Consider the following 12456-nt stretch of genomic DNA (forward strand, 5'->3'; position numbering starts at 1 on the left):
GGTGTCCTGGAGATGACAGGGTAGATAGGCCGGAGGTGGAAGCCCCGAGAGGGGTGCAGCTGACCGGTACTAATACACCGAGGCCTTGTCCTTAAATACTTTTTTCCTCTTTCCCTAGCGATTTTTGAGTAAAGGTTTGAAGCAGGCATATGGTGGCCATAGCGGAGGGGAAACACCCGGATCCATGCCGAACCCGGCAGTTAAGCCCTCCAGCGCCGATGGTACTGCGGGGGGTACCCGTGGGAGAGTAGGTCGCTGCCATGTGCCTGCTTTATATTTTGCCTCCATGGTGAGGCGAAAGAGGTGAAAAAAGAAGACGAGAAGGGCTCGTCTTCTTTTTTTTCGGGGGTGGATGTGATATAAAGTTTTGGATGAAATATATAATATAGGGGTGTTCCGTTATTATGATCAGAAGAAAAGCAATTTATGGCGTCAACGACGTTCCGCCCCCAGCTATATTGGTACTGGCGGGTGCTCAGCATGTACTGACTCTTTTTGGAGCAACCACTCTTGTGCCGTTAATATTCGGTCCTGAGATGGGAATGACAAGAGCGGAGATAGGATTTTTTATTTCGTGCGTATATCTGGCCATGGGGATAGCTACGTTGATACAAACGCATCCAAAGCTTGGCTCCGGCCTTCCGATCGTTCAGGGGTCAAGTTTCAGTTTCATTCCTCCTATAATGACTATTATCGGTATTTATAAGGCGATGGGTCCCAATGTGATCATGCAATATATTGGCGGTGCCCTAATAAGCGGCGGTTTGCTCCTGTCTTTTTTGGGATACAGCAAAATAGTTGGATATATTAGGAAAGTTATAACCCCCATAGTTATCGGACCCACAATTATGGCTATAGGCTTTTCCCTTGCTCCCACTGCTGTACAGTTCAATGCCGCCAACTATTGGCCGGTGTCGTTATTGGTTGTATTTTTGATCTTTCTTTTCAGCCTCGTGACGAAAAATCAATACCTCAATATATTTTCTGTGTTGACTTCAATAGTATTTACTTATCTTATTTGTTTATTCCTGTCAGTGACCGGTTTATTCGCTGCAGGGCATCCGGCATATATAGATCTCACTGAAGTTATCAGGGCTCCGTGGTTTAGGTTTACTGGAATTATGCCCTGGGGTGCGCCAAAGTTTAGCGTTGTAACATTTGGTACAGCTTTGGCCGGTTTCTTCGCGGTTATGATCGAGTCAATCGGAGATTATCACTCCTGTTCCTATGCCGCAGGGCTGGACGATCCCTCCTCTGAGACTATTAGCAGAGGTATCGGTGCCGAAGGGCTAAACTGTGCAATTTCGGGAATGCTGGGTGGTGTTGCAACGACATCATATACGGAAAATATCGGCTTGATTGGTTTGACTGGCGTGGCCTCCCGTTGGGTAGTGCGAACAGGTGCCATCTTGCTTATTCTTATGAGCACAATAGGAAAGCTCGGTGCTCTTGTTGCCACCATTCCCAGTCCGATAATTGGTGGAGCTTATATATCACTTTTTGGCGTAATAGGTGCTCTTGGAATCCAGGTTTTGATGAGGGCTGATATGGGAAGCCAGAGGAATGTTTTAATAGTTGGTTTTGCCTTCTTAATGGCCCTTGGACTTCCTGGATGGATAGAGCAGAACCACGCTATTTTTTCGACCTTAGGAGTTCTTGGAGAAGTAATATGGGCTATATTGAAGACACCGATGGCTGTAGCGGGCATTTGTGCAGCCATATGCGATAGCTTGATTCCCGGTACCGACGAGGAGCGGGGCATAGGCGTAAAAATATGATAAATGACAAAAGAGGCGGGTTATAACCCGCCTCTTTTATATGCGAGGTGTAATTTATTTGATCAAGGCAATCCTTTTGGCTGCCGGCGAAGGACGGCGTTTGGGTTACGAGAAGATGTCAAGACCTATTTTGGGCAAACCAATCATATTTTGGACATTAGATTTAATCCGCGCCTCTGGTTTTGATCCAAAAGATATAGTGGTCGTAATAGGCTATGACGGAGATAAGCTGAAGAAGGAATTATCGAAGTATGGCGTTCGATTGAATATTGTAGAAAATCCCGATTACAGAAAAGAGATGTTCTCTTCGATAAAAACGGGAATATTGTCTTTGTCAAAAGATATAGAAAATGTCCTAATAGCCTTAGGCGATCAACCTTTAGTCAAGCCCGCTACGATAAAGGCCATTTTATCCGAAAGACACCCCTTAAAGGTGGTTCAGCCCGTTTTTAACGGAAAAAGGAGTCATCCGATTCTGATCCCAAAGCCCATAGTTGAAACAATACACTCCGCCTCTTTGGATCACACATTAAAGGATCTCATGCCGCCACCGGAAGAAAGAATCTTGGTGCCCGTGGATGACGAGGGAGTATGTATTGACATAGACACCTTCGAGGACCTTAAGCTGGCGGAGAGCATCTTAAAGATCAGACATCAAGAGGCTGACGCAGGCCCTTAACGTTTGCTCCGTTATCGACAGCAATGATTTCAGCCATAACAGATATAGCGATTTCTTCAGGCGTTTCTGCCTTGATGGGAAGTCCAATGGGTGCATATAATCTGTCGACCAGCTCTTTGGAAACCCCCATTTTAAGCAGGTTTTCTTTCATCACGGCTATCTTGCGCTTGGAGCCTATCACTCCTATGTAGCAAGCGGTCTTTCCGTCGAGATTGCGGATGACCTCTGTGTCAAGAGAGTGCCCTCTGGTTACAACGACGACATGTGTTAGTTTGTGAAATGACAGATATCTTTCGAAGGCCTCATCGAGCGGGCAGGCAATTGTTTGTGCCCAAGGGACGTTATCTGGATTTGCGAATTCCTCTCTTTCGTCCCACAAGGTTACTGAATAATTTAGAAAACTAGCGACCCGGGCTATGGCTTTTCCTACATGTCCGGCTCCAAAAATAATGAGTTCTTTTTTCCTTCCTATAAGTTCAAGAAATACTGTCGTTTTACCGCCACAGGCGGCTTTTGGGTCATCTGCCTCTGTGGCCGTAAATTCTTCGCTGTAAAGAGCAGTTGTTTTGTCCTCACGGAACAACCTCAATGCTTCCTGTATAATGTGATATTCCAATACGCCTCCGCCTATGGTCCCAACTATCGATCCGTCTTCCCAAACCAGCATCTTTGATCCGACGCTTCTTGGCGTCGAACCTTCTTCGTCTATTATTGTGCATAATACACATTTTTTCCCCGTCTCAAGGGATTTCTTAAGAGATTCGATGATTGCCAGATCCATTTTGATTACCTCCTCCAGTTGTGTTTCGTTTTATTATAAAATATACACATAGTCTGACTATAGACAAAGACGTGATTGCGAAGCGAAAAACGGTCGATAGGGAGGATTTTGAAAGTGCGCAAAAAAATTGTAGATTTGAACCAAGCAATAAATCATATTTTATCTCATGACTTGACGAAAATAGATGTGGATATGGGTTATAAGGGGCCTCGTTTCAAGAAAGGACATGTCATCAAAGAAGAGGACATAGAGATTTTAAGGTCTATGGGCAAAGAACATTTAACTATTCTGGAATTAGAAGAAGATGAAGTGCATGAAGACGATGCTGCTTTAGCTTTAGGGTCGGCAATATGCGGAAAGGGATTGAAATTAACAGCCCCAAGCGAGGGAAGGTGTAATTTAATAGCCGACTTCAGAGGGCTTCTTTACTTCGATCCCAATAAAGTTAATATGATAAATAACGATCCAGACTGGGTGGTAGTCACTTTATATCCCTACACGATGGTGGAACCGGGAGACATGGTGGCGGGTTTTAGGATTTTGCCACTTGCCGTTAAGAGAGCGCAACTTGAAAGGGCTCTGCGTGTAGGGGCTACATTTGAGGTTAGGGCCTACAACCCTCTCAAGGTCGGATTGGTAACGACTGGAGGGGAAATAAAAGGCGGAATAATAAAGGATGCCTTCAGGCCTAAACTTGAAAGAAAAGTAGCTTATTTCGGAGGGAGTTTACTGGGACAAAGCATCGCAGGAGATGACCTATACGAGATTGTAGAAGCAATACGCAACTTTTTAAATAGTGGAGCAGATTTGATCATCTGCACAGGGGGCATGAGCGTCGATGCCGATGATAATACCCCGCGAGCCATTGCACAAGCCTGCGACGAGGTAAAATTCAAGGGTATACCTGTATTGCCAGGCTCAATGCTTATGGTGGGAATGAAGGGAGAAAAGGTCATCATAGGAGCGCCTGCGTGTGTCGTCCACGATGAATGGACCAGTCTGGACCTGGTTTTACCTAGGATATTTGCCGGACTGATTCCAACCTTCGAGGAGATCTCGAGGTTTGGCATAGGTGGCTTGTGCAGGCGTTGCTCGACATGTTCCTTTCCTAATTGTTCTTTTGGGGTCAAATGTTGAAATGTTGAATCGAGAATATGTAAAGAAAACGTTAAAAACTTTTGGCATAAGGCCCACAAAAGCGAGAATTCTCATTTGCGAAGCGCTAATGATGGCAGGGCAACCCGTATCGCACGGTGATCTACAGACAAACGTTTTTTTAAGTGAGATTAACAGGGTTACATTGTACAGATCTTTAAACGTCTTAGTTGAAGCGGGCATAGTGCATAAGGTGCTTGGCATAGATGGTCGATGGTACTTTTGCATTCATGAACTTGGCGAACCGGGATGCCCCGGAGATCACCCCCATTTTTATTGCCTAAAGTGCGGGAAAATGAAATGCTTGAAAGGAGACAAGCTTCCCTTTGTGGAAGTTCCTCCGGGGTATCATGTCGAAGGAAAGCAACTTTTGGTTTACGGGATATGCGAGAAATGCTTTAAGGAAACCAAAGAGATTAATTGATGGAAAGCAACACAACGTCTCCCGACAAGATGGGGGTCTTTGGGGTTTTCCTCAATCGCTTCTACGAGTGATAAATTTTCATATGCAGTGACGACCTTTAATTTTCCTTTTATTTCGTAATAGTCGTATCCCGAATTTAATCTGCAACGTTTGCTTCGATATGGCTAGGAGAAAGAAAGAAGAGGAGGGCCATAAACAGTGACATAATTTGCACTTTCGTCATGTTAGACACTTCCTAATTGTGTTTTAGATGTTCGTCAATAGATTTGAAGAATGCATCAATGTCCTCGTCGGCTACCAGGTCTACCTTGTCCATTGGAAGATAGGCGGTGGAAAAATCACCCTTGTTTACTATTACTATACTCCCCTTACATTCGGCTGGAATCAGAGCCGCGGGAGTAACCACAAGGGATGAGCCGACAACGAAGAATAGGTCGCTTTCCCTCGCGAGCTCAATGCATTTGTCAAGGTATTTAACGGGCTCTCCGAAAAAGACAATGTCCGGTTTTATTACTCCTCCACAACTATCACAGTGGGGGATTTCTTCTTCCATGGTTTTCTTAAAACTTTCTTCGTAATTAAATTTTTTACCGCATTTGAGACAATAACTTTCCCATACGCCTCCGTGTATTTCGTAAACTTTTTTTGCCCCGGCCCTTTGATGGAGGGAATCGATGTTTTGGGTAATTATGCCTATTAATTTCCCTTTTTCCTCTAGCTTTGCGAAGAAATAATGTGCGAAGGTCGGTTTTATCTGTTGAAGGGCTTTCAAAAACTCCTTGTGAAATTTATAAAAAAGCGAGGGGTCACGATGAAAATAGGATATGTCAAATATCCTCTCCGGGTTATCTATACCGGCCGTGCGATACAACCCCTTTGGCCCACGGAAATCGGGGATTCCGGCATTTGTGGATATGCCTGCTCCGCTAAGCAGACATATTTTTTGTGCCTTTTTTATCATGTCTGCGCACTTTGCTGCCAGGTCATGCATCAGCTTCACCTCCTGCAACTTTTTGACTCGCATAAATCCCTTATATACTTTATCATTATCAGAGGATATTTTCATCCTCCACTTCTGGTAAGTTTTTTAAAATATCAAATAGCCGTCTTAAAGTTATGATGGAGGGATGAGTGTGGGAAATTATTACGATGTTATTGTGGTGGGAGCAGGTCCGGCCGGACTTTTTGCTGCCCTTGAGTTGGCGAACAGAGGAATAAGTGTGGCTTTAATAGACAAAGGAAAGACGCTTGACGAGAGAAAGTGTCCGTTGAAAATGGGCATAGTTCGAACCTGTGCTCATTGCAATTCCTGTAGCCTGATGTGTGGGTGGGGAGGCGCAGGAGCCTTTAGCGATGGTAAATTAACGTTGACCCCTCACTTTGGAGGAAATTTAGAGAAATACATCGGTAAGGAAAGGCTTCTTGCCTTGCTCGACGAAGTAGATTCCATTTGGAGGGAATATGGAGCAGATTCCGCACCTTTGTTCGAACCGGATCCGGAATTTGCTTCTAAGGTTATCAGAAAAGCCCGTGTGGCTGGTTTGCATGTCATTCCTGCGAAGATACGGCACATAGGCACAGATCGCACGAAGGAAGTGTTGCGCAATATATATTGCAAATTGCGCGATAAAGTTCACATATTGATGAACACCGAAGTAAAGAGGGTACTGATTGCTAACGGAGCAGTGGCTGGCGTTGAACTTTCAAGCGGCGAGAAGCTTAACGCAAAATTTGTCTTGCTGGCCCCAGGAAGGGAAGGAGCGCCTTGGATGGAACGGACGAGCAAAGAGCTTGGCCTTCAAGTAGACTCCCTTCCCGTCGACGTAGGCGTGAGGGTAGAAATTCCTGCCGAGTTGGCCGAGGAGTTGACGGAACAGTTCTACGAAGTTAAGGCAATCTACAATTCCCCGACTTTTGACGATCAGGTTAGGACCTTTTGTATGTGTCCCCACGGAGAAGTCGTTACGGAGTTTCAGTCCGATGGTGGCGTCGTTACCGTGAATGGCCACAGCTTCAGAGACAAAAGCACGGACAACACTAACTTTGCCATACTTGTTAGCACTAATTTCACAGAACCCTTCCACGATCCCAATGGTTATGGTGTTCATATTGCAAGACTGGCGAACATGCTTGGCGGTTCGGTGTTGGTGCAGCGATTGGGCGATCTTAAACTGGGCAGACGATCGACTCGTTCGAGAATTGAACGGGGCTTGGTGAAACCGACATTAGTGGAAGCCGAGCCGGGGGATTTATCCTTTGCCCTTCCATACAGACATTTAAAGGACATTTTAGAAATGCTTGAGGCTTTGGAGTCGATCATACCCCATGTGAACGATAAATATACCTTGTTATATGGTATTGAGGTCAAATTCTATAGTTTGAAGCTTTCCTTAAACGAGAAACTGCAAACCTCGATAAAAGGCTTATATGCGGCTGGAGACGGAGCGGGTGTTACCAGGGGGGTCATACAGGCTGCGGCCAGCGGTTTGGTGTCCGCCAGGAGTATGCTTGAAGAGATTCATGAAACGATTTCAAAAAACTAGCGAAATTGCTGTATAATAATATATGTTAAATATGAATACAGGGGTGATAATTATGTTGGATCGCAAGTTGCTCAAAATGCTTAACGAACAACTAAACAGAGAGATATATTCAGGTTATTTGTACTGGTCAATGGCTTCCTGGTTTGATGCCAACAATTTAAAGGGTTTTGCCCACTGGATGAAAAAACAGGCCGAGGAAGAGATAGATCATGCAAAGAAATTCTATGAATATATAAACGACAGGAGCGAAAAGGTCGAGATGTTGCCTGTTGAAGCTCCAAAGTCCTCGTGGAGTTCGCCTTTGGAGGTATTTGAAGACACCTTCGACCACGAACAAAAAGTAACTGAAATGATCAACAGTTTGGTAGATGCAGCGAGGGAAGCTAACGACCATGCAACTTTCGAATTCCTTCAATGGTTTGTCAAGGAACAGGTCGAAGAAGAGGCCAATGCCGAAGAGATAGTCCAAAAGCTGCGCTTCACCGGAGATTCTCCAAGCGTTATATTCATGTTGGATCAGGCGCTGGGATCTCGGGAGGATTAGTTGAGTCTTGTAAAGGAGGCAGGCCTATGGGTGTCGATAAGGTAGATTTGCAGGCTCTCTTTACCCTAAGTTACGGGCTATATATAGTGACGGGTACCAGCGAAGGAAGGTTGAACGGTCAGATAGCAAATGCGTTGATGCAGGTTACTGCAGATCCCATATGCATGGTTGTAGCTTTGCACAAAGATAACTTGACTACAGAGCTGGTAGAAAAGGGTAAGGCCTTCGGAGTGTCGGTTCTGGAAGAGGATACGCCAATGCCATTCATAGGGACTTTTGGGTTTAAATGCGGGAGAGATATAAATAAAATGACTCAGTGTCAATACAAGATTGGCGAAACAGGCGTGCCCTTGGTATTGGACCACGCCCTTGCCGTTATTGAGGCAAAGGTCATAGATATAATTCCGGTATATACTCATAAGCTGTTCGTTGCAGAGGTTGTTTCAGCTGAGACCATAAAAAGCGGTACGCCCCTGACGTATGCCAATTATCGTTTGATAAAGGGGGGAAAGTCGCCCAAGAATGCGCCGACCTTTGTCTTCAACAAAGCGTAATTATGAAATAAATGGGGTCCTCTTTTGCTTAAGGGTGAAATGAGTTTGTCTTTGGTCGAGTTTTTGGAAATGTTTTACGCCAAATATAATGATAAAGAGAAGGCAAAAGAGGACCCGGTCTATTTTTTGCATCGTTTTGATGATATTCGTGCAAGGGAGATAATTGGGATTGTTGCTGCCTCCCTGGCCTTCGGGCGAGTTTCTCAGATCATAAAATCTATAGAGAAAGTCGTCGCCATAATGGAAGATAATCCTAGAGATTTCCTTTTGAACGTGCCTGAGGATTATTTAATGGCGAAGCTCAAGGGATTTAAACATAGGTGGGTCAAGGGAAGCGATATTGTTAGCCTTTTGTATGCCTGCAAAATTTTGATCGCACGATATGGTTCGTTGGAGTCTCTCTATGAGCATTGCAAAGCTAGGGATTTGGATCCTGCGGTTAGTTTTGCTGTTGCCCTTAGAAATGCATCGCCTGAGGATATAAGCGTTCTAATCCCCGATCCAGGGAAAAATAGCCCGTGTAAGAGGCTCAGGCTTTTTTTGAAGTGGATGGTAAGAAAAGATAATGTAGATCCGGGGGGTTGGACAGTCGAGACACCTGCCGACCTGGTAGTTCCTTTAGATGTGCACATGTGGAAATTCGGAAAGGAATTGGGGTGGATTAAGAGGGCTTCTCCCGATGTAAAAGCAGCAATAGAGCTTACACAAGCCTTCAGGCTTTTTCGTCCCGATGATCCTTTAAGGTATGATTTTGCCCTATCCCATTTGGGCATGGAGGCCAAGGATTATCGTGAGGTCATTTCTGCCGTTAAGAAATTGAGTAAGACCTGTGATTGCGAAGGCAAGAGTCAGCCGTTAAATTAAAAGCTGCAAAGGGGTCTTTAACGAAATGGACAAAAAGTTTCCCGAGTTATGCGATGTCATATATACATATCAAGGAATCACTAGAAAGGTTACTGTAAAACCGGATACGTCACTGCTCGATGCTTTGATCTCTGCCGGCATCGTTGTAGACGCAGCTTGCGGAGGTCATGGAAAATGCGGACAATGTCGCGTCTTGGCCAGAGGGGCTTTGACAGAACCATCTGATGAAGAGGTTGATAAATTAGGGCCTGAGATCTTAGCTCTGGGCTGGCGGCTTGCCTGCCAGGCTTTTGTTAAAGGCAATGTTGAGGTTATTGTAGACGATTTTAAAACTGACTCGCGTAGCAAGCTCATCGATTCCGCCTTTTTCGAGAAAAATTTCATTTTACACCATCCTTCCGTAATGGAAGAAAAAGTGAACCTTCGCTGGGATGATCTAACGGCAGGGAGTGTGAGTGAAGCCCTTGCTAAAGCATTGGGAAAGGACGAATTGAAGATAAGGCCGGAAGCATTGCAGGAGCTGTCAATATATTGGGAAGAAGGGGAGGGCTGGAGGGGCAGTATGGTTAAAATTGACGAAGAGTATGTGGCGATTTTTTCTGGGCATGAGGAAAAACCCCTTTGTGCCTTCGTCTGTGATGTTGGCACTACGGCTATTTCTATCGTTCTGTTAAATTTGAAGATCGGCAAGATACTTTCGCGTCGCACTATTGCGAATCCTCAGAGGAGTTTTGGAGCGGATATTATTTCTCGCATCTCTAAAGCGATAAACTCAAAAGATTTATTAAAGATGCAAACAATGTTGATCGACTCCATCGCCATGTCGATGCGACAGTGTTTAGAAGAGACAAATATATCTAAGGAAAGGGTATTTGAGATTTTGATTTTGGGCAACACTGTTATGGAACATCTCTTTTGGGGGATATCCCCTAAACCTCTAGCCAGGACTCCCTATGTGCCGGTCTTTAAGAACATCTTAAGTTCCGAAGGTTTCAGGTTTTCGGCACTGCCAATGCACCCTTCTGGTCGGATTTGGTCGATGCCTATAGTCGATAAGTTCGTGGGCGGAGATATGGTCTCCTTGCTTTTTGAGTTGATTTCTCTAGGTCCAAAAATTCCATGCCTCGTGATAGACCTTGGAACGAATGGGGAAATAGGGCTGATTTTGGATGAGAAAATATTTATCACTTCCGCAGCAGCCGGGCCTGCCTTTGAGGGTGGTGCGATCTCCTGTGGAACGGTTGCAACCGATGGAGCGATTTATTTTCTCGAGGAAGATGGCGAACATGGCATAAAGGCACTGACAATAGGAGAAGGGATTGCCAAAGGACTATGTGGGAGCGGAGTTATAAGCGCAGTTGCCCTATTTAAAAAAATGGGATTGATAGATGATACAGGAAGGATCAAAGACCCAGACGAGATAGGAGAAAAAGCGATAGCCTCGCTGATAGTGAGAGAAGAAGGCAGGCGAAAAATAATGATCGCCGATGGCATAGCCCTGACCCAATCTGATATTAGACAGGTTCAGCTGGCGAAGGGGGCGATCTCTGCCGCCATAGATTTGATATTGGAAAAGGCCTGCTTGAGCGGCGAATCATTAAGCGCTGTTTACCTAGCGGGGGCCTTTGGAAACTACCTAAACCCCGAAGATGTTATTGATATAGGCCTGTTGCCAAAGGATCTTACGGGTGAGGTCAAGTGTCTCGGAAACGCTGCATTGAGCGGGGGAGTCAGGTTTGTATTGGGTGGAAGAGAGTCTTTTAAGGCCTTGGATCGTATCTTATCTAAAATTGAATTCATCGATATAGAAAAAGAAAATTTTAACGAAAAATTTTTGTCGAAGCTGACGTATCTCTGATAATCTCGAATAGAGTTTTGAAAGACCAAATTTTTTTTCTTGACAAATAGGAAATAAAGTACCATAATTCCTATATAGGAAGGGAGGTCGAAGGATGAAGGGTGGAGTGGTACAAATCTCACAAGCTGCATCGATTGCACTGCACGGAATGGGAATACTTGCACTGCAGGGAAGGAGAATAAGTGTAAGGGAGCTTTCAGAGATGATATCCGTATCCGAACCACATGCAGCGAAGGTCTTTCAAAGGTTGACCAGGGCCGGATTAGTAAATTCCCTGCGTGGTCCAAGCGGAGGCTTCGAACTTGCTATTCCCGCTTCAAAAATAACCCTCTACGAGGTTTATGAAGCCATAGAGGGAAAGCCTTCGTCAGACTATTGCTTGATAAATAAAAAAAATTGTCCCTTTGGGAGCTGTATTTTTGGAGGAATGCTCAAAAGAATTAACGAAGAGTTTATAAAATATCTATCCAGCAGGACTTTAGCTGACTTAGTAAGGAGTGATCTTTTCGATGAAACAAAGGGTATTGCGAAGAGTAATAAACATTGATGAGGATAAGTGTGACGGATGTGGCCTTTGTGCCGAAGCCTGTCATGAGGGCGCAATAGTCATAGAAGACGGGAAGGCCAAGCTCAGAAACGAGTCTTACTGCGATGGCTTGGGAGACTGTATCGGTGAATGCCCGAAGGAGGCCATATCCTTTGAGTTGAGGGAAGCTGAAGAATACACAAGAGTTACAGATGAACCAAGTCGTGGGAAAAACCTCCTTCCCTGCGGGTGCCCAGGAAGCAATGTTATGGATATTCGTCATAATGGCAATAAAAGAATGTCAGAAAGCTTGGAACAGGGCGTCGCCGATGACAATTCTAGGCTTTTGAACTGGCCAATTCAGCTTAAGTTGTTACCGATAAATGCACCGTATTTGAAAAGATCTTCTATCGTGTTGGCTGCGGATTGCACGGGATTTTCGTTATACAGTTTTCAAAAGACGATATTGAAAGACGATGAAAGAGTTTTGCTCATAGGTTGTCCCAAACTAGATGATGCCGAGCTTTATAGGCAGAAATTAGCTCAAATTATTGAGGTAAATCAGACGCCCGAAATAACTGTAATAATTATGGAAGTGCCTTGCTGTGGGGGATTATGGAGAATAGCGGAATCCGTTGCAAGCGAAGTTAATCGGGATATAGTTTTAAATAAAATAGTGATTGGAATCGATGGTAACATTAAAGATAAAGAAACAATTAAATATAGATACAAAGCAAATTAAAAAGGGGG

The 12456-nt window shown here is 44.6% G+C and carries 13 protein-coding genes and 2 rRNA genes; 13 read left to right on the forward strand and 2 right to left on the reverse strand.

Going from position 1 to position 12456, the window contains the following annotated elements; genetic code table 11:
• From BLU12_RS09080 to BLU12_RS09095, 4 genes are all read left to right on the forward strand, one after another.
• Positions 1-93: ribosomal RNA gene (locus BLU12_RS09080) — 23S ribosomal RNA — on the forward strand; the annotation flags it as partial.
• Between the two features lie 55 nt (positions 94-148).
• Positions 149-264: ribosomal RNA gene (gene rrf, locus BLU12_RS09085) — 5S ribosomal RNA — on the forward strand.
• A gap of 140 nt (positions 265-404) precedes the next feature.
• Positions 405-1778, forward strand: a complete 1374-nt coding sequence (locus BLU12_RS09090) for a uracil-xanthine permease family protein (RefSeq protein ID WP_091462248.1) — start codon at positions 405-407, stop codon at positions 1776-1778.
• Between the two features lie 58 nt (positions 1779-1836).
• Positions 1837-2457 carry a nucleotidyltransferase family protein gene (locus BLU12_RS09095; RefSeq protein ID WP_091462318.1) on the forward strand — a complete coding sequence of 207 codons (621 nt, stop codon included), beginning with the start codon at positions 1837-1839 and terminating at the stop codon, positions 2455-2457.
• Here the strand turns inward: BLU12_RS09095 and BLU12_RS09100 are convergent.
• A complete protein-coding gene (locus tag BLU12_RS09100; protein ID WP_091462250.1) occupies positions 2426-3238 on the reverse strand; it encodes an XdhC family protein in 813 nt (270 codons plus the stop codon). The genes BLU12_RS09095 and BLU12_RS09100 overlap by 32 nt on opposite strands.
• A 114-nt stretch (positions 3239-3352) precedes the next feature.
• On the opposite strand from BLU12_RS09100, the gene BLU12_RS09105 reads away from it, so the two are divergent.
• Both BLU12_RS09105 and BLU12_RS09110 read left to right on the forward strand, forming a co-directional pair.
• Complete coding sequence (locus tag BLU12_RS09105) at positions 3353-4375, forward strand: molybdopterin-binding protein (RefSeq protein ID WP_091462251.1); 1023 nt, start codon at positions 3353-3355, stop codon at positions 4373-4375.
• 1 nt (position 4376) lies between these two features.
• The gene (locus tag BLU12_RS09110; protein WP_091462253.1) at positions 4377-4817 is read left to right on the forward strand and encodes a Fur family transcriptional regulator; all 441 of its coding nucleotides are present in this window, start codon (positions 4377-4379) and stop codon (positions 4815-4817) included.
• 235 nt (positions 4818-5052) lie between these two features.
• On the opposite strand, the gene BLU12_RS09115 is transcribed toward BLU12_RS09110, so the two are convergent.
• On the reverse strand, positions 5053-5808 hold the full coding sequence (locus BLU12_RS09115) for an SIR2 family NAD-dependent protein deacylase (protein ID WP_200778749.1): 756 nt from the start codon (positions 5806-5808) through the stop codon (positions 5053-5055).
• Between the two features lie 136 nt (positions 5809-5944).
• On the opposite strand from BLU12_RS09115, the gene BLU12_RS09120 reads away from it, so the two are divergent.
• The 7 genes from BLU12_RS09120 (at position 5945) to BLU12_RS09150 (ending at position 12448) form a co-directional block, all read left to right on the forward strand.
• Positions 5945-7360, forward strand: a complete 1416-nt coding sequence (locus tag BLU12_RS09120) for an NAD(P)/FAD-dependent oxidoreductase (protein ID WP_091462256.1) — start codon at positions 5945-5947, stop codon at positions 7358-7360.
• A 52-nt stretch (positions 7361-7412) separates the two neighbouring features.
• Positions 7413-7904: a ferritin gene (locus tag BLU12_RS09125; RefSeq protein WP_234945599.1), complete on the forward strand. Its 492-nt coding sequence runs from the start codon at positions 7413-7415 to the stop codon at positions 7902-7904.
• A gap of 26 nt (positions 7905-7930) precedes the next feature.
• The gene (locus BLU12_RS09130; protein WP_091462260.1) at positions 7931-8458 is read left to right on the forward strand and encodes a flavin reductase family protein; all 528 of its coding nucleotides are present in this window, start codon (positions 7931-7933) and stop codon (positions 8456-8458) included.
• A gap of 24 nt (positions 8459-8482) precedes the next feature.
• A complete protein-coding gene (locus BLU12_RS09135; RefSeq protein WP_234945600.1) occupies positions 8483-9322 on the forward strand; it encodes a TIGR02757 family protein in 840 nt (279 codons plus the stop codon).
• Positions 9323-9347: 25 nt separating this feature from the next.
• Entirely contained in the window at positions 9348-11180 is a 1833-nt protein-coding gene (locus BLU12_RS09140) for an ASKHA domain-containing protein (RefSeq protein ID WP_091462261.1), read from the forward strand.
• A 94-nt stretch (positions 11181-11274) separates the two neighbouring features.
• Positions 11275-11727, forward strand: coding sequence for an RrF2 family transcriptional regulator (locus tag BLU12_RS09145; RefSeq protein WP_091462263.1), 453 nt, complete (start codon positions 11275-11277; stop codon positions 11725-11727).
• A complete protein-coding gene (locus tag BLU12_RS09150; protein ID WP_091462264.1) occupies positions 11690-12448 on the forward strand; it encodes an ATP-binding protein in 759 nt (252 codons plus the stop codon). The genes BLU12_RS09145 and BLU12_RS09150 overlap by 38 nt, the downstream gene beginning before the upstream one ends.
• The last annotated feature ends 8 nt before the right edge of the window (positions 12449-12456 follow it).

The sequence above is a fragment of the Acetomicrobium thermoterrenum DSM 13490 genome (assembly GCF_900107215.1).
In the GTDB taxonomy this organism is placed as follows: domain Bacteria; phylum Synergistota; class Synergistia; order Synergistales; family Acetomicrobiaceae; genus Acetomicrobium; species Acetomicrobium thermoterrenum.